Source organism: Bifidobacterium angulatum DSM 20098 = JCM 7096, from assembly GCF_001025155.1.
Lineage (GTDB): Bacteria > Actinomycetota > Actinomycetes > Actinomycetales > Bifidobacteriaceae > Bifidobacterium > Bifidobacterium angulatum.
Genome location: NZ_AP012322.1, coordinates 805121 through 831019, shown reverse-complemented (window position 1 = coordinate 831019; position 25899 = coordinate 805121). Strand labels below are relative to the sequence as shown.

The following is a 25899-nucleotide window of genomic DNA, read 5'->3' as shown; positions in this document are numbered from 1 at the left end:
TCATATCAAGGACTCCGGGCCACTACGTTTCCACGCCCGGCTCCGGAACCCTCATGGCGTCACTTGCGACCGTTGCCGATGGTCTTCATCATACCTACGGCCTGCTTCACGGTGACGGTCGGCACGTAGGCGCGCACCACCGCCAGACCGATCTGCGCAAGCTTCGCCGAATCGCGGTAACACACGTACACGGGTTCCTCGGCGGGCTGGAACTTACGCTTGAAGTTGAACAGCGAACGGAAGCCGTACGCCGGTTCCATAAGGTTGGCGACCAGCTGCAGGCCATGCTGCAGGATGACCATGCCCTCGCTGGTGTTGCCGTTCTCGTCGATGTTGTCGCGCTCCGGGTTCATGCCGGCGAGCGGCGCGGCGGACAGGCTCATGAATTCGACGGCGTTCTGCGGATCGGCTTCGCCTTCATCGTGCAGACGCTGGGCCATGCGGGCGATGAGGAACTCCATGATGCCGTTCGGACTGTCGGTGCGGTGACGCATGAAGTCCAACGTCCAACCGATCAGACGGCCATCGCGCCAGGTCGGCATCCAGCTGGTGACGCCGAGTACGCGGCCGTTCTCGTCGATGGCGTACAGCAGCTTGACGCGCGGATCGCGCAACTCCTCCACACCGCCGAGGGTGAACTTCATTTCGGGCAGCGCCTTGCCGGATGTCCATTCGTCAGAGATGTCCTCGATCTGCTCGCGCACATCGAACGGCGCGTCGGCGAAGCTGGAATACACGTCGGTGATGCCCTCGCGCTTGGCCTTGTTGATGGCCGTGCGGATGTCCTGCCACTTCTTGCCGGTGGTCTTCCAGCTGCGCGGGTCGACGACCATCTCGCCGCCGACCTCGATGGAATGCCAGCCGAGCTTGAGGAGGAAGTCACGCTGTTCGCGGTGCACGCTGTAGAACACGGGGGTGAGCGACTGCATGGCACAGTAGGAGGAGAACTCCTTCAGGTCGTTCTCCCATTCGGCGGGGTCTCCGAACGGGCCGGTATAGGTCAGCGCAATGCCGTTGACGGTACGGTATGCCACGGCGGAACGCTTGGACGGCGACAGCCAGTACTGGTTGCCTTCCCACGTGGCCATGAAGCTCATGGATTCGCCGCCAAGCTCGACCAGACGACCGGTACGTTCGCGGACGGCTTCGTTCTCTTGAGTGGCGTCCTTCATCCAACGCAGCATCACGACGAGCACGACCAGCCAGAACACCAGGCCGACACCCTGGAACACCACGGATGCGAGCAGGGTCTTGGGCCCGAAGCTCAGACCGGAGAAGTGCAGGAAGCCGATGGGCAGGAAGCGGCCCGGCAGTTCGGCAAGCAGACTTTCCATGGTGACCGCTGGCTTGAAGGAGTTCGGGCTGGCCATGCCGTAGATGAGGAACAGCCCGGCGCAAGCGAGGAACGCGATGACCATGGCACACAAACCGTGCGCCAGACGATGCCAGCCGACGGCGATGTTGAATTGGCTCATCGACATGATCATCGCGACGGCGAACAACAACGACGGCAGCGCAGTGACGATGCAGGCGAACATCGCGCCGTGACGAACCAACGCGGAGAAGCCGCCGTCGGAGAACGTCAGCGGGATGAACAGGTAGTAGACCACCGCGACGAACACCTGCAGGATGTCGACGACCACGGTGCCGATCGCCGCGAAGCGACGGCCACGGTACACGCCCCAGGCGAGCACCAGCATCACCGCGGTGGGCAAAAGGGAGCGCAGCACACCTCCGGGCATGAAGACGCGCAGCAGATCGAGCTGAAGGAAGCAGCCCTGTTTGGTGTTATTGGCCAGGCAGTCGGCGAGCATGACATTATCGACGGAATCGGGACTCATGAGCAAGCCGAGCGTGCTCAACGGGCCGGCATGGTTGGGCGAGGTGATCGCGGTAAGCGGCCCCAAGGCCATGATGGCCGAGATCGCGCCGAAGATTCGACGACTTTCCAATACGGGGACGAACTGCCACGGGCGCATGCCGCCGGAGGCTTCGGCTTTGTTCTTGGACGGGAAGGACTTGCGCTTGGGTGCTCCGGCACACACGCGACCGATGATCTGTCCGATCAACGCGGCGGCGAGCACGCAATAGTCACCGGGGTTGCCACCATACAACAGCATCACCAGAATGGCGATGTAACCAAGCAGTCTGATACGACGGCGCATCAGAGTATCGCTGTAGGCGCTGGCCGCCATGAGTGCACCGATGACCAGTACCACCGGGCTGAGCGTGAACTGCTGGCGGGTGATGAATCCGACATCCTGATAGGCCAGGCCGATGCCGTAACACAGGCCGATGCCGACGACCAGACCGCCGAGGGCGCTCACCAGCGCCACCACGACGGTACGCACAACGCCCATACGCGATTCGGCGACGGCCAGCACGAAGATGATCAGCAACGCGCAGCCGAACATTTGCAGCACGCCTCGGGTCAGAATCAGCGAAACCAGCAGCTTGCCGATGTTGAAGTCGGCGATGGTGGTGTTGAGGTAACGCAACGGCAACCTGTGACCGAAACATGCCAGAATGACCCACAGGACGATGTTGATCGCCACGAACACCGCCGTGGTGATGGTGGCGAAATTATGGTTCTTGTTCCATTGCTTGGCATCGCCCCACAGCATGGTCCAAGGTGTTGACGGCCTTGGTTTCTTCACTTCCTTGGTTTCACCGCTCACGGCAGCACCTCCAATGATTCATATTCGTTGATGGCTTTCGTCATTTTGCCCAGTCCGCTCATGTCGGCGAACCAGTCGATGGTCGGCTTGAGCACCGCCTGCACCGCATGCCAGTCATGGGCGCTGTCAGGCACCTTGATTTTGGTGACCGTCATGCCTGCTTGAATGCCGGCCTTCGCGTTTGTTTCCAGATTGGTGAGCGATTGGTGGTCGAGAGCGCCGGATCCGAGGATCATGACCTGATCGCTGGGCGCATGCTCCTTGATGGCGTTTGCCGGGATCTGCGCCTCATAGGCGGCCTTGTTGCCATTGAAATACTCGGAGACCATATGTTCGATGCTGCCGCTGGTCGGTTGCAGTTCGCCACCGACCGCCATGATCAGCGAGTACTGTTCCGCATGGCGCGGCCCCAGCTGCGTGGCGCAGGTTCCACCTTGTGAGAAGCCGCCGATGGCCCACCGCTGGTCGGATACGGGCAGATTCTTCTTCGCCCAGTCGACCACGTCCTTGGTCAGGTAGGTTTCCGCCTTGCCTTGCGACGTGTCGGCACACAGGCTGTTGTTGGAGTTCGACCCGTTCTGGTCCGGGGAGATGACGATCGGTGCCAATCCGTCATGTTTGGAAGCGTATTTGTCAAGCATGCCCTTGATATGGCTGGCTTGGAAGAAACGCCCCGGACTACCCGGCTGCCCAGCCATGAGTTCCATCACCGGCAACTCCGGCGGCTCGGCGCTCAACGCCGCCGGCGGCAGGTAGACCATGGCGTCACGGACCTTGAAACCGGATTTCGCGGCGGGAATGGACGCGTCGTAGATGCGCCCCTCCTTCGGGGTCGTGGGCATCTTGCCCTCGGCGGCAAGCTTCTTCCACTCCTTGACGCTCATCGTGCTCTTACGCAGTTTGGCCGACGACAATCTCGAATACCCCGTATAGCCGAACAGGCTGCCGATGGTTGGGAACTCCTCATAGATCGCGTCCACGTGAATGCAGGTGGCGAACAGCGCCACCACGACAGCCACGGAGGCGAGTGCACGCTTCCAGCGGCGCAGAAACACGATTCCGCAGATCAGCAGCACCATCATCGCACAACCGATCGCCACGGCGCGAATCACCTTGGCTCCCATTTCGACGCCGAACACCACGAACACGTCGGAGCACAACCAGGTCAGCAGGTATCCGATCGCACCGCCGGCCACCGTGGCAATCAACGTGATGATGACCCGTTTACGTTCTCCCTCCTTAATAAGGAACGCAAGAACCGCAATCATCCCTGCTATGGTGAGTATCCAGAACATCCATGGCAACGCACCGCTGACCAGCGAGCATTCCATAACGGGTTTCAGCCAAGGTTGATTGAGCATTGCTTCTCTTTCCTTTCATGATGGCCATATACACCGTAACCAACTACGTACGAAACAACGCCCCGCGGCTTGGCATGAAATCCGCAGCATCATCCCGCGGCATCACGTTTTTCGATTGTATGCCGCATGACAACGGTATCCATCGTTCTGTCGAATGATATCCGGCGTCATCGAACGATATGCGGACGATATACAGGCGGCAAACCGCGGCGGCGGTGAAGACGCTAAAATGGAGCGAGTTTGCAAAATCCAAGGAGTCCCATGGCATCACATCGTAAGGCAGCCGCGCCGGTATACGATCCGCGCACAGTGAAAGAGAACATCGTCGAGACGCCGTTGAACGAGGAGATGAGCAAATCATTCCTCGAATACGCGTACTCCGTGATCTACGCCCGCGCACTCCCCGATGCCCGCGATGGCATGAAGCCCGTACAGCGGCGCATCGTCTACCAGATGGGCCAGATGAACCTGAACCCGGACCGTCCGTACATGAAGTCGGCGCGCGTAGTGGGCGAGGTGATGGGCAAGCTCCACCCGCACGGCGATTCAGCCATCTACGAAGCCATGGTCCGACTGGCACAGCCGTTCGCCATGAGATTGCCGCTCGTGGACGGTCACGGCAATTTCGGCTCGCTGGACGACGGACCGGCGGCATCCCGTTACACCGAAGCCCGACTCGCCCCCGCGGCGCTCGGCATGAACGCCGATATCGACGAGGACACCGTCGACTTCACACCAAACTACGACAACAAGCTCAAAGAACCCACCGTACTTCCAGCCGCCATCCCGAACCTGCTGGTCAACGGCGGCTCCGGCATCGCCGTGGGCATGGCCACGAACCTCGCCACGCATAATCTCGGCGAGGTCGTGAACGCCGCGAAGTATCTGATGGCGCACCCGGACGCCACGCTTGAGGAGCTGATGCGCTACGTGCCCGGCCCGGATTGGCCGACCGGCGGCATGATCATCGGACGCGACGGCATCCGCGAGGCATACGCTTCCGGACGCGGCACGCTTTCCACTCGCGCCACCACGCATATCGAACATGTGACCGCACGCAAACAAGCCATCGTGGTGACCGAACTGCCCTACATGGTGGGCCCGGAAAAGGTGCTTGAACGCATCTCCGAAGGCGTGAAGAATCATAAGCTCGAAGGCATTTCCGGCGCGATCGACCTGAGCGACCGCCATAACGGCACCCGTTTGGTGATCGAGCTGAAAACCGGGTTCGACCCGCACGCCGTGCTCGTGCAGCTACTCAAGCACACCCCGTTGCAGGATAATTTCGCCATGAACAACGTGGCGTTGGTCAATGGGCGCCCGCACACCATGGGGCTTAAGGAGATGCTTCAGGTATGGATCGACCACCGACGTGTAGTGATCAGGCGCCGCAGCGAATTCCGCCGAACGAAGGCACTGGAGCGACTGCATCTGGTCGAGGGGCTGTTGCTGGCGCTGATCGACATCGATGAGGTGATCCAAGTCATCCGCTCCTCCGAAAACGCGGATGCCGCCAAAACACGGTTGATGGCCGTATTCGACCTGGACGACATCCAGGCGCAGTATATTCTCGACCTGCGTCTGCGCAGACTGACCAAGATGAGCCGCATCGAGCTGGAATCCGAACGCGATGATCTGCACAAGCGCATCGAGGAACTCGAGCGCATCCTGGCGTCCGACAAGGCGCTCGACCGGGTCGTGGTCGATGAGATGGACGGGGCCGTGGCCGAATACGGAACGCCGCGCCGCACCGTGCTGCTGGACGCCGACGCCGAAGGCAACCTCACCCCGGTTGTGGCCGAAGGCATGACCGGCGTCTCCGCTTCGGCACTCGAAGCCGTCAAATCCGCCAACACAGTGTCATCCGCCGCTGCGGATGTGGCGGCGGCGAAGAAGGCCGGCGAGCAAAGCATGGCTTTGGAAATCGAAGACAAGCCCTGCACGGTGATGATGAGCGCCACCGGACTGATCGCACGGGCCACGCCGGAAGCACTGAGCATGTTCCGGTCACGTTCCGTTTCCGGTGAACGTGCCACCGACGACCAGATCGTCTCCATCTTCCGCACCACCACACGCGCCACCTATGCGCTGATCACATCGGCCGGACGGCTGGTGCTCGCGCAGGTGGCCGATCTGCCGGTCGTACCCGCTACGAACACACTCAGTCTGAGCAGCGGAGTGAAGGCGGATGAGCTGATCGGGCAGACGGAAAGCACCGACCCGATCCGCGGCGAGCATGTCGTCACCGCAATCGCCATGGAGCCTGTTTCGAAAAAGCATTCCGATGACGCGACGGATAGCGACACGACCGAGCCGCAGGCATTGCCGCCATTGGCCATCGGTACGCGCGCGGGCGTGGTGAAACGCTGGAACCGCGAAGCCCCGACCACCATGGATTCCTGGTCGGTAATCGACCTGAAGGATGGCGATGAGATCGTATTCGCCGCAATCGCCCGCGACGAGGATCGACTGGTGTTCATCTCCACGGATTCCTCACTACTGACCTTCGAGGCGAAGAATGTACGCCCGCAGGGCCGCACGGCCGGAGGCATGGCAGGCATCAAGCTTGCGGAAGGCTGCAAGGTTGCCGCATTCAATGTAGTCGCAGCCGACAAGGTCGCCTGGACCTATGAGGAAGGCGATAACGGACTGACTTCGGCGTCCGGCGCCGTGGTGCTTACCGTGGCCGGCGATTCCGACGCGCTGCCGGGAACCGAAAACGGCGCAGCCAAGGTGACCCCGTTCGAAATGTACCCGACCAAGGGGCGTGCCACCGGCGGTGTACGCTCGCAGCGATTCCTCAAAGGGCAGAACACGCTGATCTTCGCCTGGGTGGGCGATTACCCGGTGCATGCCTCCACCGAGACAAGTTCGCCGGTGGAGCTGCCTGAACCGGACATGCGCCGCGACGGCTCGGGAACCGAGCTGGACTCCCCCATCTCCTTCGCAGGGTAGTCGCACGCCGTCTGCGTGCCTGAACGACAAGCGGGGTCTTCCACCTTCCGATGGGAGACCCCGCTTGTCTGTATGGGAACGAATCGGCTACTTGCCGTCACTGAAGTAGTTGATCACTTCGGTCGCGGAGCCGTACGCGGACTGCGCGCCCAGCTTGGTGGCCGCATATGCGGAGACATAGGAGCCCATCTGCGCGGACTGCAGCAGCGTATAGCCAGCCGCCAATCCGGCGAGCACGGTTCCCATGAAGGAATCAATGCAGCCGGTGGCATCCACGGACTTGACCTGCACCGCAGACACACGATGCCAGTTGCCGTTCTCAATCACAATCGAACCGGAAGCGCCGAGCGTGACCACCACGCGGTCGAAACCGTAATCCTCGAAACGGGACACCGCGTCGAACCAATCGATGGTGGAGACGTCTTCATCCGGCATGCCCAGCAACTGGGCCACCTCATGCTGGCTGACCAGCAGAATATCCACGGCTTCGATAAGCTCATGGGGCAATTCGTCGATGAACGGCGAATCGTTGAGCAGCACCGTGACACCGGCCTCATGGCCGGTCTGCGCCGCCGCGATGACCGTGGCCAAAGGGCTTTCCAGGCACAGGCCCAGCACCTTGGCCTCGGAGATCACATCCTGATGCGACTGCACGTACCCCGCACTGACCTTCGCGTTCGAACCCGGCGAATACACGATGGTGTTCTTGCCTTCCGGATCCACGGTGATGATGGTGGTACCGCTCACACCTTCCTCATGCAGGATTTCGGCGGTGTCGACACCGGCCTCATCCAACTTACGCAGCAGGAAGTTCGCGTTATCGTCTTCGCCCACGGCACCCAACATGCACACCTGTGCGCCGAGACGCGCCGCCGCGGACGCCTGATTGGAGCCCTTGCCGCCAGGCAGGATCTTGAGGCTGCCGCCGCTGACCGTCTCACCCGGTGCCGGCAAGTGCTTCGCCGCAACCGTGTAATCAGCGTTCATGGAGCCGACGACAACGATGGATCCTCGTGCGCCTTCCAGTGAACGTAATCGTTCCCGAATGGCCACGGGCATCTGTTCGCGCTCTTCACTCTCTTCAAGCATGCGCTTCAGCATAGTAGCCTACCCGCCCAAACGCCATTTTTCTCACATCAGAACACACGAAAATCGTGTTGGCATAAGGCTCAAAACACTGCTATCGCAACGGCTCGTCACTTATTTTGATGAATGAACCAACAATCCGTGAGACCATGGCACAGCACGTTTCGAGCCTTACCGACCGACGATATCCGTCAGATCGTCACCGAAAGACGGCTTTCGGCGTTCTCGCTCACGCGTTCCACCGTGATCCGTTCCGCAATCTGCCCTTTCAAGCGCCCCACATGGGAGATGATGCCGATGTCACGACCGCGGGCAATGCCTCGCAGCACATCCATCACATCGTCCAGGAACTCATCGGACAACGTGCCGAACCCCTCATCGATGAACAGCGTATCCATCGAGACCCCGCCGTTCTCGGCTTGGATGACATCGGCAAGCGCCAACGCTAACGCCAACGAGACGAAGAAGGTTTCACCGCCGGACAACGTGCTGGGCTCGGTGGCGATGTCGGTACGCCTGTCGAGCACCTCGATGGGCAGACCCGTTTTGCCTCCGGCCCGCCCTTCATGATCGCCAAGACGCAACTCGTAGATTCCTCCACGGATGTCTTTGAGCAGCTCGTTGGCACGGTCGAGCACGTCGCGGAAACGTTCGGTGACGGCATAGGTGATGAGCGACACCTTGTGCGCCGCAGGCGAATTTCTATCCCCCATGGCAAGCAGGGCCATGGTACGGATCGGCGCATAGGAGACCATGGCCTGCCGCCAGTCGGACGCCATAACGCGCAACTGGCTCGCATAGCGCCGACGTTCGGCGTCAAGCGTTGCCGCGGTGCTCTGCAAGCGCATGGCCTCGTCACGCCGCAGTCTGGACGCTTCCAACGCTTCGGCAGTGCGCTCGATGCTGTATTGGCCGCCGATGGCCTTCCAGGCATGCCGTTGCCGTGTCAGCTCGTCGTCGGCACGTTCCAGTTCGCCCTGCGCCGCGGCATGATTCCGCTTATAGGAGTCGATGCGCTGTTTGAGCTGTTGTATGCTTCGTTCGTCAAGTGCGGCATGGCATGCTGCGTCAAGGTCCGCGAATGCGCTCGATGCGAGCTTTTCCCGTAATGCGCGCGCGATGGTGCCGCGTTGCTGGTTCAGCGTCTCGTTATGCGCCGTAAGTTCGGTGATGCGCGTTTCGATGGCATTGCGTTCCTTGAGCTTCTGCTCGATCTGCTGCGCACGCCGCTCCTGGCGCTGTGCTTCGGCAAGGCGCCGCTCGGCCCGCTCGCGTTCCTGTTCCACGCTTTGCGCTGTAATGCCCTCCGCTCTTTCGGCGGCCTGCTCCAACGCCTGTCGGGCCGCTGCGCATTGCGCCTGCACCGCCACGCAATCCTGCTTGGCCCGGTCCAATTCGTTCTTGAACGCACGACGTTGTTCCCTGCTGCGTTTGAGCTTCCCGTATTCATCACGTAACGGTTCGAGCTTCTGCAATGCGCGCTTCGCTTCGGCGAGCCGATTTTCGGCTTCCAAAACGTCGCATCCACCGCTGGCTTCATGCTCCGCTTCGATGTTCTGCCCGAGTTCGGCTAATGCAATGCGTGCTTCGCCCAGTTCGCCCGCACGTCGTTCCGCCTGCACCTTCAACGCGTCGATGCCGGCTTTGGTGGGAGTCTGTTCGGGCTGCTGCGCGGGATGCGGATGCTCTCTGCTGCCGCACACCGGGCATGGCTCGCCGTCATGCAACTCCTGAACGTACCGGACGGCACCTGCGGCATACAGCTGCCGCTGCGCCCGCTCATACGCCGCAACGGCATCCTCGTGGGAACGTTCCAATGCCTTGACCGTGGCTTCGGCCCTGTCTCGTTCTGGCAGCAGCGTCTCGTGGCGTTGCGCATGCTCCAATAGTTCACGTGCGCGATTGACGGTTTCGGTAAGCTGCCCTTGTGCCCCAAGCCTGGTGGCGATCTCGTCCAGTTGCTGTTCGAGCCGGCTTTCCTCGGGGAATTGGCCGATTGCCCGCTGTGCGTGTTCCAGCTTGCCTTGGCATTGTCGCCAGGCTGTTTCCGCCTTCTGCAACGCATGCTGCGCCTGCTGCATCTGGCCGACCAGTTTGCCATGGGTTTGCGCGATTTCCATCTCACGTTCGGCCGCCTGAGCGACACCGGCGGCCTGCAACGCCTGAGCATGATCGCGATTGAGGCTGTCAAGGCTCTCGTATTGGTCCAGTTCCGCCTGTAGCCGTTCGCGATCCCGCACATTGCTTGCGATCAGCTCGTCCTGCCGTTTGCGATCCCGGGCGAGATCCATGATGGGGTTTGCCTGCATGGCCTGCTCCACACGTTGCTCATCACGCTTGTTCTCCTGTTCGAGAACGTTCAGCTCTTCCATCCGCACCTGCGCGGACCGCAGATCCCCTTGCGCCTTGCGCACCGCGTTGGCGGTATCGTTTCGCCGTTGGGATTCCCGCCATGCACTGTCCGCTTCGGCAAACTGCGTTTCGGCCTTTGTGACCAACGTCTGCGCGTCGCTTCGCACGGATTCCAGCGTGCCATCGAGTCGTGCCACGATCTGATCGGCGCTGTAGGCTGGCTCGTCGATGTCGCCGGCCTCGTTCAAACCCCACCGGGCATCATCGCCGAACGGCATGGCCTCCGGTTGCGCGGCATCCGAAGCCGCCGTAAGGTCGCTCGAACCGCCATCGATGTCACGATACGCGTTCAACGCCTCACGGATACGCCCAGCATTCGCCTGATTGTCGCGGATCGCGGCGGCAAGGTCATGCCGCTGTTCGTCGACACGCCTGCCGTACTGCTGCCGCATGACGTTCAGCTGGTTTTGAATGTCCTCATATTCCTGCGCGCAGAACAGATCCTTGACCAGTTCGGTCCGCTGTTCCGGTCTCATCCGCAGAAACTCGGCGAACTGGCCTTGCGCAAGCATGATGGTTTTGGAGAACTGGCTACGGTTCAATCCCAACAACCCCGTCACCTCGACGGACACTTCGCTCACCTTGGAGGTGATGGCCTCGGCACGCGCCGGCATGTCGAAGAACGCATAGTATCGTTCCGCTTCCCGGCCGTTTTCGGCGTTTTGCGGCACTTCGTCTATCAGCGAACGAAACTCCGCCTCATAGTCACCGGCGATTCGCATCATGTTCGCCTTGGACTTTTCGCTGGTGAAACCTTCACTACGAGCCTTCGCACGCGGGTATTCCGGGGAACGATACACCTTGTAGTAGTGGCCGCCCTCCTCGAAGATCAGATCCACATATGTCTTCTCCTCTGTGCCATCAAGGAAACGGGAACGCAACCGCTGCTTGTCTCCGGCACCGTTGCGTCCCTCGGTGTTGCCGGAGATGTTGCCATACAACGCAAAGGTGATGCAGTCGAGAATCGTGGTCTTACCGGCGCCCGTCTCGCCGTCGATCAGGAACATGTGCGATCGCGTCAACGCCGCGAAATCGATCGAGAATTCGCCCTTATACGGCCCTACGCCCTGAAATTTCAATCCGATCAGCTTCATCGACCGTTCTCCTTATCCGCATGCTTGACGTTGGCATCCTTGCTCTTCCCTGCCGATCCGGCATGTTCGGCACCGTTGGAACGCACCGCCTCCACGGCTGTTCTCAGCACCTCACGCTCATCGTCACGAACCTCACGCCCCAGTGAATAACGCACGAAACCGGCCAGCACATCCATCTCGTCGACCGCCGAGCGCATGTCGGCCATCACATGGGCGGGAGCCGACGATCGCCTGTCGTATACGGGGTTCTTCTCCAGCGCATGCGCGTATCTCGCATCTATTTTCTGGTAGAGCCCGTGTGGGTATTCCTGCAGATGGACGGTGATGGACACCCAGTCGTCGCCGTACGCATCGGCCAACGGGCCGAGCACTTTGTCCAGATCGCCTTCGATTTGGGCGAATGCCGGTTCGCCGGATGCCACGTCAACAACACGAACATCGCCAAGCGCATTGCCCCCCGTTTTCGGCGCGCTGGCGGCATCCACATCAAGCAACACCACGCTTTTACCGTTTCCCTCGACCGGCGGCGTACGGCTTTCGGAAAACGAATAGGCCAGCAGCGAACCGCTGTAGCGTGCCTGAGGGGTGCGTGACTGGTGGAATATCGATTCATCGGAATCGGATTGGGCGATGGTGACGCTCTGCGGCCTGTGCAAATGCCCCAGGGCAAGATAGTCGAGCCCGCTGTTCGAGAACAATGCCGCGGGAACGCTGTCCACACCGCCCACGCTGATATTGCGTTCCGAATCGCAAGATTGGGCACCGGAAACGAAGGCATGCGCCATGAGTATCGCGGCCAGCGCAGGCCTCCTGCGACGGCGTTCGGCCAGATCGTTGACAATCAGTTGCATAGCCGCCTTCATCACGCCCTCGTGCGACCGGGCGATGCGAGCATGCCCGTCTTCGTCGCGTTCCTGCTCCCCATACGCGCCCAATGCGCCGCCGCGCTCATCAAGCATGCTCTGCAGCACCGGCCGCGACAGGTCGGGATCGAGATATGGCAGCGCATACACAGCCAGTTGTTCGCCGCCTATGCCGATCAGCACAGGCTCGTCGATAGTCTCGATATCGCAGCGCATATGCACGTTCGGCCGCATCAGCGCGGCACCAGTGCCCAGACGATCCGCCGAATCGTGATTGCCTGGCGTGAAGATGATCTCCAACGGGTGACCGTTGACCTCCATTCGACCAAGCATGGCGAATATATCGTTGAACAGGCGCACCGCTTCGGTTGAAGGACGTGGCGAGTCGTAGACGTCGCCCGCCACGCATAGCACGTCCACATGCTCGCTGTCGATGAGATTCGCCAGCCATTGCAGCGCCTTGCGCTGGTATTCAAGCAGGTCGACGCCTTTGAACCGTCGACCGATATGCCAATCGGACGTATGCAGTACCCGTATCATTCGTTTCCTTCGTTTTTCGTCTGTATACCATGCCATGGTTGCCGTCCGCTCAGCCATACAGCCGCATGCCTTGCGGACAGGGGGTGAACCCGCCTATGTGGAGTAACCGGACAAAATCGTTCCGTCGGGTCAGTGGCATGCCGTTCATCTCGTGGAAGGTTATGCTCCCGCTCGGCTGCCTGCGCAGCATGTTGCCCAGTTCGCTGCAGGCATGCCTCAGCAATGCCTCGTCTTCGGTGAAGGTCTGGATGCGATGCGAGCGCGGCATGGCGAACAGTACCGGCGATCCGTGTGCCAATACCGTGACGCATCCTGCACGGCGCGCAGGCTTGACGGCATGACCAGGACCGGAACGCGGCGCCGCCATCCCATCCGTTTTGCCACGGTCTTCTGGCTGATTCGATTGCGGCCATGCGATCGCCGCGCCCGATAGATTGGCCGGGTCGGTCGCGTCCAGCGCCACACATGAACCGTCGTCCCATGCGTGGGAGCGCAAGGCGTCCACAGTGCCCGTATCGGCGAATTGTGCGGCGCCGAATCCTTCGACGAACATGCCGCGCGCTACCATTCCGTGCTCTTCCATACGCTTCAGCACCGGGTATATTGCGGAGAAGCCTCCGGCAACGGGCTGGACTTCAAGCAGTGGCGCCGCTACAACGCCATACCTGTCCAGCAATGATTCGACCAGTGCGATGGCGTGGCGTTCAGGACCGTCCGGACCATGGGCGGCGTTTTCGTCACCGTATGCATTGCGTGGCGTTCCGATCAGCGACCACAGGCCGGTCATGCATGCCGGGGTCGAACCGTACGCCCGCGTGTGTGCCAGTGTGCGCGCCCGCCTTCGCGGGGAAGCCGCCGAGGATAGTCGTGCCCCTTGTATCAGAGCCCGTACCGGCGCGAATGAGCTGTTCGTAACCTCACCCTGCCATACCAGAAGCCATAATGCTTGTTCGAAGCGATGCTCATCCCATACGGGAGGCAGCAATTCACCAGTGATGCCATCCACCTCTTCTGGAGCATGACGCTGCCAGAGCGCTTTGACGGCGGCGGCCAGCTGCCGCGCGTGGAATGCGCCTCCACCGCCAAGCACCATGCGAATCGCCTGTATCACGGTGGGAGGCTCGTTTTCGGATACATCCGCTTCATTGGTGGAGTCGAAGGATTCGGTGGCCTCAGGCGTATTCTTCCTGGCATCCGCATGCACAGTCAGGCTACCGTCCGTTAGCCCTGCCAGCAGTGGCGAATCCTGCGGGTAGAACGCGATTCGTCCGGTCTCCAGGGCGTCGCCGGCACCGGATTTGCCGCCCACCCACACAACATCGCCGCTGGCCAGCAATTCGTCAAGCAACTGCGGCTGATACCCGTTCACCCGTGCAGGGAAAACCGCGGATTCCCAGACCGACGCATTCAGATACACGCCTTCCAGCTGTTCGATCACGCGCATGAGCCCCTCTGCGCCGTAGTGATGTTCGCCGCCGACCGACCCCACACCTTGCCGGGCAAGCAGAAACGACTGGTATTCGCGTTGCCCGACCGGTTTGACGGCCTTACGAGCCTTAGCCAATGACAACGTACGAATACGGCGGAACACTTCGCGATGCAGCCATTGATACGCCTGCCCCGCTCGCCCAGTATCGGATTCGTCTTCCCCGCCGTGCTCGGCTTGGGTGAAATGGCCTCGCAGCACTTCCCCCTTGGCGTACATATCGTTAAGCATCCTCACACCTTGCTCCGCGTCAAGCCCCAGATCCGCAATCATGCGGTCGGCGGTGAACGGACCATGTGTTTTGGCGTAGCGCGCCACCCTTCCAGGCACATCGTCTTCCGGCAGATCGTTCCAGAACGTTCTGCCGGCAAGTTCCCCCTCCACCTGTGCGATCACCTCGCCGTCGAGCAGCGACGGCATATTCGCATCGCCAAGCAGCCGTTCCAATACCTCCGGGTCCATGGACAGCAGACGGCTGCTGCGTTCCGCCTGCGGAACATCGTACTGATACATGACGGAACCGACGAACCCGAACAACAGGTCTTCCGCGAACGGCGACGGGACTTGCGTAATCGTTTCGCTTATGGCTATCGCGCCGGCATTCAGTCCGTCCATGACCTTGCGTAACGCCGGCAGATCGTAGACGTCCTGCAGACATTCGCGTGCGGTTTCCAGCAGCAGCGGGAAATTCCTTTGGGTTCGCGCCGCGTTGAGCAGCTGAGCCGCCCGCAGCCGCTGCTGCCATAACGGCACGCGCCTGCCGGGGCTTGTTCTGGGCAGGAACAGCGACCGTGCCGCGCATTCGCGGAATCGCGCCATATACAGTACCGTCTCGCCGATCTGGGTCTCGATAATGTGCTGCAGCTCGTCCACGTCGAAAAGCAGCAACTGGCGCATCGGCAGTTCGCCGTACCCGTCCGGCATCCGCATGACGATACCGTCGTCGGTGGCATACGCCTGGCAGTCGAAACCGTGTCTCTGCCGAATTCGCGCGGCAATGGCCATGGCCCATGGCGCATGCACCCTTTTGCCATATGGCGCATGGATGATGATCCGCCAATCCTCGCTTTCGTCCTTGCATCGTTCGACAACCACATGCTTGTCGCCGGGAACAGTACCCGTGGCGTGTACCTGGTCGGCGATGATGGCCGCCATATTCCCGATGGCGTTATCGTCGAGCCCGTCATGGCGCAGGCGCTCAACGATGTCGACGGCGAAATCCGGACCGTCGCCACGTTCATGGCACCCGGCAGTCCCACCAGTATGATTGCGCAGCCCCTGCGCCAGACTAGTGAGGAATCTGCCCTGAGCAAGGCCGAAACCGTAGTCACGACCGTCGCCTTCCCCATGCCAGAACGGCAGGCGCGCGGTGCGGCCGGGTGCGGGGACGACCACCACACGGTCACGTGTGATCTCCTGAATCTGCCAGGATGAGGTGCCCAAGGTGATCACGTCGCCGACGCGCGACTCGTACACCATCTCCTCGTCCAATTCGCCCACTTTGCGCGGACCCGTACCGGACTCGCCTTCGGGAAGCACCACCGTGTACATGCCGCGGTCGGGGATGGTGCCGCCGCTGGTCACCGCAAGACGCTGCGCCCCTGGCCGAGCCGAGATGAGACCGGCTTCCTCGTTGTACTGCAACGGCGGGCGGAATGCGGAGAACTCCTCGCTGTTGTACGCGCCGGTCATCATGCCCATCACCGAGTCGAACATGTCCCTGTCCAGATCACGGAAGGGCGCGGCCCTGCGCACTTGCGCATACCATTCGTCCGGGTCGAGATCGTCCATCGCGGCGGCCGCCACGGTTTGCTGGGCCAGCACATCCAGCGGGTTGCCGGGAATGTGCAGCGGCTCAAGATCGCCCGCCGTCATGCTTTTGACACTGGCCGCGACGCCGATGATCTGCCTGCGGGTGACCGGGTAGAACAGGGCGTGCGATACCCCGCCGACCTTATGATCGGCACGCCCCACCCGCTGCAGGCCGGACGAAACCGACAACGGCGGCGCGATCTGGATCACCAGATCGACCGAACCCATATCGATGCCTAGCTCCAGGCTGGACGTGGCGACAACACAACGCAGACGCCCCTGCTTCAAATCCTCTTCGATCTGCTTGCGCCTGTCTTTGGAAACGGAACCGTGGTGGGCCATGGCGATGACGTCGCCGCCCTCATGTGCTCCCACGAGCATGGTGGTCGAGCCGACGACGGAATCGTAATGCCTGGCGAATCCTTCACGGCCTTCGGGCGAATCCGGTTCGAGATGCCGCGAGGCCCGCAGCTCCGCATACAGGTCGTTAAGCCGTGCGGTGAGTTTTTCCGCAAGACCACGGGAATTCACGAACACCAGTGTGGTGGTGTGCTCAAGCACCTCGTCCAGCACGCTACGCTCGATGGACGGCCATACCGAACCTCCCGTAGCACTGGTGTCGAGCATGTTCGTTAGCGGCTCAACGACTTTCAGCTCCATATTCGGCCGCACACCAGGGTCGACGACGTGCACGGACCGCTCACCGCCAAGAAAACGCGCCGCTTCACCGACAGGATTGACTGTGGCGGACAATCCTATGCGTTGCGCCGGGCGGTCGGTCAGCCTGTCCAAGCGTTCCAGACTCACAGCGAGATGCGCACCGCGCTTGGTGCCGGCCAAGGCATGTACCTCGTCCACGATCACGGTGGTGACGGTGGATAGGATTCGCCGCGCTTTGGAGGTAAGCAGCAGGAACAACGATTCCGGAGTGGTCACGAGAATATCCGGCGGATGATTGACGATTCTACGGCGTTCCTGCGGCGTGGTGTCGCCGCTTCTGATGGCCACGGCGATTTCCGGCACCTCGCCATGCAATTTGGCGTATCGTTGCCGAATGCCGTCAAGCGGTGTCTCAAGATTCTTCGCAACATCCACGCCCAATGCCTTCAACGGCGAAATGTACAGCACGGTGACGCCGTGAACACTTGCGCCGGCTCTCCCTGCTTTGCCCCCATCGGGATTCCTTTCGGACGACCGCACTGCCTTGGCCGCCATCAACTGGTCGATCGCCGACAGGAACGCGCACAGGGTCTTTCCAGAACCGGTAGGCGCGACGACAAGCGTATTCTGCCCCGAACCGATGACCGGCCATGCCTGATTCTGCGCTTCGGTGGGTGTGCCGAACGCATCGGCGAACCATGCTGCGACGGGCTCCGAAAACAGATTCAGACATTCGTACATATGTTCGATTATGGCATTACGTTCAGATATCGCCGGAACCGTTACGCATACAACAATGCCCACGGTTTCACCGTGGGCATGTCATACAGTGCAACGCCGCTAAACGACGGGAATCGTCAGGCACTTAACGCGCTGCCGCACTTGCGACGCAACGACTCATGCATGATCACCATGACCGCCAGGCAGGCCAGCAGGAACCACGGGAACAATGCGACGCTGATGTTCTGCGCCAGCAGGCCGAACAGCGGCGGCATCAGCATGGAACCAGTGTAGGCGAACGCCATCTGCATGCCGACGATGGCCTGCGACTTGTCCTCGCCGAAATAGTCCGGCGTGGAGTGGATGACGCACGGGTAGATGGGCGCGCAGCCGAGCCCTACCAGCATAAGCCCGGCGATGGTGCCGGCATGTGCGGGAAGCGGGACGAACAGTACGATCAGACCGAGGAACATGACGCTCTGGCCGATACGAATCATGATCGGATCACCGAAGCGCATGGTCAAAAAGCCGCTGAGCACACGCCCTGCGGTAATGCCGATGCCGAAGAAACCGGCCCACATGGCCGCCGTGGTCTTGTCAATGCCGTTACCGAGCACCATGTAGCTGCTGGCCCAGAGCATGGCGGTCTGTTCGGCGGCGCAATAGCAGAAGAACATCATCAGGATCTCCTTGGCGCCGCGAATGCGCAGAACCCCACGGATGCCCAGTGGCTTTCGTGCAGCGGGAACGGATTCGGCGGATTCGCCGGATTGTCCGCTATGCTCGGCAACAGTGGCTTTGCGCTGCTTCCATAACGGCAGGCTGGCGATAAGCAGTGCGGTGAGCACAATCTGAATGATGGAGATGTATCGGTATCCCCAACCCCAGCCTTGACCATGACCGAGCGCATACCCCATAACATACGGGCCGGTGAGCATACCCAGGCCCCACATGGCGTGCAGCCAGCTCATATGCTTGCTCTCATAGTGGATGGCGACATAGTTGTTCAGGGCCGCGTCCACACCGCCGGCACCCAGACCATAGGGAATGGCGAAGGCCATGAGCACCCAGTAGTTCGGCGCGATGGAGAAGCCTGCGAGCGCGGCGGCGGTAAGGCCCACGGAGACCGCAGTGACCTTGCCCGTACCGAAACGGAGGGTCATGCGGTCGGAGAGCAACGCGGAGACGATGGTGCCCGCGGAGATGACCATGGAAATGCCGCCCGCCCACGACAGCGGCGCACCGAGGTCCTGGCTCATGGATGGCCATGCGGCCCCCAGCATCGCGTCAGGTAATCCCAAGCTGATGAATGCGACATAGATGACCGCAAGCAGCAGACTTGCCATGCGTTCTCCCATCCTTTCCCAAGCAAATCAAACCGACTTATTATATCGGGGCGTCTGCCCTGGAGTAGAGACCGAACCGATCGTGGATCGATCGTGGATCGTAGGCATGCCCTCCCTCCAAACACCTCACCAATGGATCAGTATGGTTCCCATCCCATCAACCGACAATCACGAAAGGGACCGCCATGGAGGAAATCATTATGAAAGTAGACGCCTCGATCCTGTTCAGAATGGACAACGGGCTGAATACGGCTGTATATCGATGACAGCACCGATTGCATTGCACTTGCACAGGCGAATCTTCAACGCATGTTCGGCTGACATGCCTTACCGGCATGGTGGTTCGGCTTACGCCGTCGATGGTTGTATCCTGGTCCTGATTTCGACTCGTGGAAGGGGCACAGGCATGAACGACGTTGCGCACACGCCAAGGAAAGTCATCAATGTCGTCGGGGCGGCAATCGTCCGCAATGGGAAGGTGCTCTGCGCCAGGCGTGGCGAAGGCAGGTCCTTGGCCGGGTATTGGGAGTTCCCCGGCGGCAAGATCGAAGCGCATGAAACCGCACGCGAGGCGTTGCATCGTGAGATCGAAGAGGAGCTGCTCTGTGAGGTCGAGGTTGCCGACGAGGTGTGCACGTCCTCCTATGACTATGATTTCGGAACCGTCATACTCACCACGTTCGTCTGTCATCTCATCAGCGGCACGCCGCGATTGACGGAACACCGCGAGATCCGGTGGGCCCTTCCCGCCGATATGCCCGGGCTGGACTGGGCGCCGGCCGACCGGGATGCCGTTCGGCGCATCGCCACCATGGATCTTGCAAGGAAGTAAGCTCCCATGCAATTCGAAACCACGCATTCGGATACCGAACTCGCCCCCTCCGATTCCCTGCTTGAGGATGTAACCTCCGGTCTCATCCATGGCAATGCCGACGCCCCGGGCACGTTCTCTCCGAAACTTATCTCGAACCAGCTTCATGACACCATGGGAACAGCGTTGAGCAACGAGCTGCAATACAGCGATTCCTTTGATATGTCCGTCGCTTTCGTCAGTTCCGAAGCGTTGAAATCGCTGTTCCAACCATTTCTGGATCATTGCCAGCATGGCGGCGCCAGCAGGCTGATCACCTCCACCAAAAACATGTGGAACGAGCCCAAAGCGTTCTGGGAACTTCTTCGCATCAAGAACGAAGCGCATGTCGACGTGCGGATCTGGGAAGGCCATGATCAGAATCCCCACAACAGGGCGTTCCATCCAAAGGGCTATATCTTCGCCCGTCACATGAAGGACGGCAAACCCTATTTCAACGTGTACGTCGGCAGTTCGAATCTGACTCCCCCGGCTCTGGTGTCGCAACGGGAATGGAACCTGAAGGTGTCGTCTTCCGGAGACGGCACGCTGATCGATCAGTTCCGCAACGAGATCGCCTCCCAGGTCGATGAGTCGATTCCGCTCACCGAGGATTGGATCAAGCACTACGAGGAGGATTTCAAGAAGTACGCGCCTGCACGCAAGCAGATTCTGCAGTCCATCGCCAAGCAGACCATCGAGCCCAATCGCATGCAACGTGAGGCATTGGCGAATCTGCGCAGGCTTCGAGCCGAAGGCGAGCATCGCGCAATCGTCATCTCCGCCACCGGCACCGGCAAGACCTATCTTTCGGCGTTCGATGTCAAGCAGTTCCATCCGAAACGGATGCTGTACATCGCACATCGCGAGGAGATCCTCATCAAGGCGCGAGAATCCTATCGCAAGGTGCTTGGATGCGACGAGTCTGAACTCGGCGTTCTTTCAGGCAACAGCAAGCAGGGCGACCGCAAATACGTGTTCGCCATGGTGAATACGCTATCCAATCCCGAGACACTGGCTTCGTTCGGCAAGGAGCATTTCGACTACATTCTCATCGACGAGGCCCACCACGTTTCCGCCGCAAGCTACCGTCGGATCATCGACTATTTCACACCGGATTTCATGCTTGGCATGACCGCGACACCGGAACGTACCGATGGCGTGAACATCTTCGAAATGTTCGGTTATAACGTCGCCTATGAGATCAGGCTCCAGCAGGCGTTGGACGAGGATATGCTCTGCCCGTTCCACTACTATGGCATCGCCGAATATCTGGGGGCGGTGGATAACGACCAAGCTTCCGAAGGCATTCTGTTGGACAATGGCCTGAATTCCGGGAACAGGGATCAGCTGACCTATGAGATCGGCCAGCTTACCAATGCCAAACGAGTCGACTACATCATCGATCAGCTCCGCAAGTACACGCCTTACCGTCAGGATCTGACCGGACTGGTGTTCTGCAGCCGGCAGGATGAGGCCGAACGGCTGTCGGCGTTGTTCAACGAACGCTACTACGAGTACAAGGAGCGCCATTACCGGACCCGCGCCATTACCGGCAAGAATTCGGATGAGGAACGCAGGCAGGCCGTCAAGGATCTTGAGGAGAACAGACTCGACTACATCTTCACCGTCGACCTGTTCAATGAGGGCGTGGACGTTCCGGCGATCAACCAGATCGTCATGCTACGCAACACCAAGTCCAGCATCGTGTTCACCCAACAGCTTGGTCGAGGCCTGCGCAAGTTCGCCTATAAGGACAGCGTCACTGTCATCGATTTCATCGGCAACTACGCCAATAACTTCCTTATTCCCGTCGCGCTGTATGGCAGAAAGGGCAATCCTCATAAGAACATCGCATCCCGTACCAGTATCGGGTTAAGTTCCATCAGCTTCGACCGTATCTCACGGGAACGTATTCTCAAGGCCCTCGACACAGCCGACTGGTCCAATATGAAACGGCTTTCCGAAGAATACCGGCAGATTCGTTTCCAGATCGGGTGCATACCCATGCTTACCGATGTATATGCCCATGACCCCTCGCTGCCCGGCATGCTTGCATTGCGCCGCAGCAGCGGCAAAGGGCAGAAAGGCAAAGGCGGCAGCATCCTCACCGCCTCGTATCTGGAATTCGTGCGGGCCTGCGAGCGCAGTCTGGCCGGCAAACGGAACGCCGATTCGCAATCCTTCGCCAATATGCTTGAACCGACGTCCCCTGTCGAAGACGGGATACTGAAGATGGCCACGGAACTGCTGCTCCCCGGCGTCCGTCCGCATGAGCTGGTGATTTTGGATAGACTCTGCCGCTTTGGCAACGAGCGCTTGGGAGACACGCTTCCTTGGAGACCAGTATCGGCCATGCCGGCTTCTGCACTCAGACAGGCGATCCGCGACGATTTCGCCGCAGCCGACGATTCCGACGCGCAATGGGAATCCGCGCTGAAGGTATTGGACTACTCCTATTTCACTCAGCAGGACACGAAGCGATTCGGCGACGTTCCGTTGATTGCCCGAAGCGCCAACGGCGATATTTCATTAAGCGAGCCGTTCGTAGGTCTGCTGCAGGGCAACAGCACGTTCCGTCTGTTCTTCGCCGATACGCTGCGAACCGGACTGCTCAACTGCCGGGACCTGTTCCGCGATGTGAAGGATCAGCGGCTGGATTTCGAGCATGGTTTTGTATATGGGCATCGGTACACGCTGACCGACATCGAACGGCTGTGCGGATGGATGAAGGAAGTCAACGGCCAGAACGTCGGCGGATACTTATGCCATACGGCAACCGGCACCATGCCCATTCTCGTCAAATACGAGGCAAGCCAGTACGAGGACCGGTTCCTCAACACGCAGGAGATGGACTGGTATAGCAAGAACAATCGTCTCTTGAATTCCCCGGAATTCAAATGGTTGCAAAAGGATGCCGACACCACGCATTGGGATGAGACGCATTTCGTGCCGCTGTTCGTTATGCGCAAGCAGGAGGAGGCCGATAAGAAATACTATTATCTCGGCCATGTCGCTTCGATCTCGAACATGCGCGCAGTGCAGAAGCCCGGGGCCAGTGGCGACGATACCGTCAATGTGGTGCTCTCGACCTTACGGCTGCATAAGCCGCTGGACCCTGAGTTCTACAAGTACTTGACAGGCCGGATCGAATAGTCCCAGCTGTGCAGGGCGCCCCCTCAGCTTCTCCACAGTTCGTCATCGAGCGGCCACTCGTTCACCGTGCAGCCGTCCAGATGCATGGACTGTTCCTGCATCAGCGGCGCGGGCTTGCCTGCACCGGCACAGGTGGTCTCATTATCGATATGCCCTAGAGCATGGCCGACCTCGTGGTTGATCACCATGGTGCGGTAGCGTGCGAGATTGCCGCCGGCTTCCATCCAGTTGCCGATGCCGCCGTTCCACCGGTCGAGGTTGATGATGACGTTATCCCCCACACGGCAGCTGTATTCGGCGCTGCATCCGGAGTCGAACGTCTGCATGTATTTCGCTTCGGAAAGCACCACAGTGAAGTTGCATGCGTCGCCGTCGCCTTTGACAAAGGTGGCTCCGGCACGCGGCCAGCCGCGCGGATCGTTGAGCACGCGGTACACGGTGTTGGCGAAACCGTCCAAAGCGCCCACATTGCCTTTGCCGGCAATGCAGTAGGTGTATTGCGTAACGGGTTTGCCGCTGTTGTGCGCCGTTTCGTCCGCTTTGGCCTTGATCGTCGCGGACTCTTCATCGCTGATCGAGGCGGCGAGCGCTTCGACCTGCCGCTTTGTCTCATCCGTTGAGGAGCTTGATGTGTCGGACTGTTCCGGAGTTTTCTTCACCGAACTGTTCTCTGCCGCGGTTTTCCCCGCCGTGGTTTTCTTCGTCGCTTTTGCAGATGGCGATTGCTTGGTCTTACTGGTTTGGGCGCTCACCACCGTGCCAGCTTTGTCTGCCTGTGCACTGCGATTCGCGTGCACTGATACAGCCACGACAACAGCCACGATCAGTACAACGGCTGCTATGCCTGAGAACACGACGGTTCTGCGGATGCGGAACACTTGTTTGGCATCCAGGTTCGATGAGGCGTTGGGATTCAGGGCGCTTACCACGGTTCGCCAGCACTTTGCGATTGCACTGCCTGCAGTGCGCGTGCCACGCACGATGAGGTCGCCTGCGCTGCCGCATGCACGTCTGGCCGCTTCCAGGATTCCTCGCCGTGCCGTTGCCGCGTGTTCAAACGCCGTGCCTTTTGCGGCTCTTCCCTTGCCTTCGCTCTTATCAACGTTGCCGTTATCTTGCAACACCATGTTCCAATCTGTCGCTCTCTCAACCAACACCCCAGTATATGCAAGCAACGCGCATATTATCGAAGGCACTTATTCGAAAGGACAATCATTGCCTCACAGGGTGCGGGCAGCATGGCGCCGCACCTGCAAAAAGCAAATTCCCCGGAGCCGTAAGGCCCCGGGGAAATGAGGGAAAAAGAAGCGGAAAGAAACCGGCTTCAACTAGGTATTCAGCCAAAGGAGATGAGAGAACCTTGAATTATCCATGTCTCCACCGGCTCCTTTCCAGTCTTGCGATCACTGCGAACCACATGACTACAAACTTTATATTATTCGACATTTTTACTTGTTTTGTCGTTTTGAGGATGATTTGCTCTCAGCGAACCTCATCCTTTCGGTTGACTCCCCTCGCCGGCTCCCTTCGACCAGCGCAGGTTGTAGCCTTTACCAGTGCAGGAAAGGTGGCTATGGGCAGCATATCTCATGAACACATCGACGCCCGGCATGACGCCGAGGAGCTCAGCGACTACGTCAACAACGGCTGGCTGAGAACGGGAGAATTCGACGGTCCGACAATTCTATGGAATCATCTGATCCGCGAGGCTTCGGAGCACGATGCCGAGAACCGCAACGACGCGCCCGTCGCTCCCCTATCCGACGCGGACAACGTCATCGGCATGCCCATGCAATGGTATTTCGACTCCATCGCCGCCATTGTTCCCACAGCGGAACGGACCGAAGCCGGCGTGGAAATGCCACGCGCCGACATGCCGACCTTCCATCTTGACTCGCAGGCGCTTTCCGGCGTCGACGCCGTGGTCGGCAACGCGCTGGTCAGCACACGCTGGGTCGACGCCGTGGGCAACCTCGCCAAGGCCTTGGAAATGACGGCGAAATTCGTAGGCAACGTGGCGGATCGAGACAACGAAGGATTCGACTACCTTAAGGATCTGATCCAGAACGTACGGGTCTACATGGACGCCGTGGCCTGCAACGCCGACCCGATGACCGGCGAACAGGCGCTGCGCATGATCACCACGGTCGCCTGCAACGATGATTTTCGCCTCAACGCCATGCAAATGGTGGAATTGCTGTCTTGCAGCCTATCGTTCGCCCAATGGGACGACACCCGCATGTTCGCCTATGATGCGTTGAACAAGGCGGTAGCGTCAATGGCCGAATTCTCAAGCCGATCCACACAGACAAGCGGGCAGACCGACACTGTCGGCGCAGCCGACGATATCAAGCTCAGCGCCGCGGATCTCGACAATCTCGTTTCACTCGACCCCTCATTGCTCACGGAACGGGAGCTGGCCGCAACCGCATGCCACCAATTCGACCATGCCGTACAATTCCTCCGTCACGATCTGATGCGCATCAGCGGAGATGCGGAAGCCGCCGACGCCTTCCTGCGCGAGCACAATACCATCGAACCGCTCGCCGACACCTATGCCGCACGCCTTATCGCCTCCGAACGCTGGGAGGATCTCATCGACTTCACCAATCGGGTGGAGCAGGCCAACGCGAACCAAAGCATGGTGATGTTCCCCGAAGAGGTCGTCCCCTACGAATGGGAGACGCTGCGTGAAGCGGCTCTGGAAGCGTTGGGACGCGGCGACGAACTGGTGGCGATGTACCGCAGCCGGCTTGAGGACAATTACGACCCGAACACCGAGCTCAACCAATACAAGCTCGACCTATGGCTTAACCGCGCAGACAATCAATAAGACTCCGCACAGCCTTATTGCAACGAAGGCTCCGGATACGGCCAAGC

The 25899-nt window shown here is 60.1% G+C and carries 12 protein-coding genes; 4 read left to right on the top strand and 8 right to left on the bottom strand.

What is annotated here, in order from left to right; all coding sequences use genetic code 11:
* Window positions 1-59: 59 nt before the first annotated feature.
* Window positions 60-2624, bottom strand: a complete 2565-nt coding sequence (locus BBAG_RS03300; RefSeq protein ID WP_047750076.1) for a bifunctional lysylphosphatidylglycerol flippase/synthetase MprF — start codon at window positions 2622-2624, stop codon at window positions 60-62.
* 50 nt (window positions 2625-2674) lie between these two features.
* Window positions 2675-4039, bottom strand: coding sequence for an alpha/beta hydrolase-fold protein (locus tag BBAG_RS03295; protein ID WP_003826073.1), 1365 nt, complete (start codon window positions 4037-4039; stop codon window positions 2675-2677).
* 261 nt (window positions 4040-4300) lie between these two features.
* On the opposite strand from BBAG_RS03295, the gene BBAG_RS03290 reads away from it, so the two are divergent.
* On the top strand, window positions 4301-6994 hold the full coding sequence (locus BBAG_RS03290; protein ID WP_003826069.1) for a DNA gyrase/topoisomerase IV subunit A: 2694 nt from the start codon (window positions 4301-4303) through the stop codon (window positions 6992-6994).
* An 87-nt stretch (window positions 6995-7081) separates the two neighbouring features.
* Here BBAG_RS03290 and BBAG_RS03285 read toward each other — a convergent pair whose 3' ends face one another.
* The 5 genes from BBAG_RS03285 to BBAG_RS03265 all read right to left on the bottom strand — a co-directional run bounded on the left by BBAG_RS03285 (window position 7082) and on the right by BBAG_RS03265 (window position 19013).
* Window positions 7082-8053, bottom strand: a complete 972-nt coding sequence (locus BBAG_RS03285) for a ribokinase (RefSeq protein ID WP_047750246.1) — start codon at window positions 8051-8053, stop codon at window positions 7082-7084.
* Between the two features lie 218 nt (window positions 8054-8271).
* Window positions 8272-11586, bottom strand: a complete 3315-nt coding sequence (locus tag BBAG_RS03280) for an AAA family ATPase (RefSeq protein WP_003826065.1) — start codon at window positions 11584-11586, stop codon at window positions 8272-8274.
* On the bottom strand, window positions 11583-12989 hold the full coding sequence (locus BBAG_RS03275; protein WP_050754770.1) for a metallophosphoesterase family protein: 1407 nt from the start codon (window positions 12987-12989) through the stop codon (window positions 11583-11585). Before BBAG_RS03275 ends, BBAG_RS03280 begins: the two co-directional genes overlap by 4 nt.
* Window positions 12990-13038: 49 nt before the next feature.
* Window positions 13039-17688: a DEAD/DEAH box helicase gene (locus BBAG_RS03270; RefSeq protein WP_003826060.1), complete on the bottom strand. Its 4650-nt coding sequence runs from the start codon at window positions 17686-17688 to the stop codon at window positions 13039-13041.
* Window positions 17689-17804: 116 nt separating this feature from the next.
* Window positions 17805-19013: an MFS transporter gene (locus BBAG_RS03265; RefSeq protein ID WP_003826058.1), complete on the bottom strand. Its 1209-nt coding sequence runs from the start codon at window positions 19011-19013 to the stop codon at window positions 17805-17807.
* Between the two features lie 406 nt (window positions 19014-19419).
* Here BBAG_RS03265 and BBAG_RS03260 point away from each other — a divergent pair, with 406 nt between their 5' ends.
* Together BBAG_RS03260 and BBAG_RS03255 are read left to right on the top strand one after the other, a co-directional pair.
* Entirely contained in the window at window positions 19420-19845 is a 426-nt protein-coding gene (locus BBAG_RS03260; RefSeq protein WP_003826053.1) for a (deoxy)nucleoside triphosphate pyrophosphohydrolase, read from the top strand.
* Window positions 19846-19851: 6 nt separating this feature from the next.
* Window positions 19852-23019, top strand: coding sequence for a DEAD/DEAH box helicase (locus tag BBAG_RS03255; protein WP_003826050.1), 3168 nt, complete (start codon window positions 19852-19854; stop codon window positions 23017-23019).
* 23 nt (window positions 23020-23042) lie between these two features.
* Here the strand turns inward: BBAG_RS03255 and BBAG_RS03250 are convergent, their stop codons facing one another.
* Window positions 23043-24146, bottom strand: a complete 1104-nt coding sequence (locus BBAG_RS03250; protein WP_003826048.1) for a DUF3152 domain-containing protein — start codon at window positions 24144-24146, stop codon at window positions 23043-23045.
* A gap of 446 nt (window positions 24147-24592) precedes the next feature.
* On the opposite strand from BBAG_RS03250, the gene BBAG_RS03245 reads away from it, so the two are divergent.
* Window positions 24593-25852 (top strand): hypothetical protein, encoded by a 1260-nt coding sequence (locus BBAG_RS03245; RefSeq protein WP_003826046.1) that lies wholly within the window; start codon window positions 24593-24595, stop codon window positions 25850-25852.
* Window positions 25853-25899 lie beyond the last annotated feature (47 nt).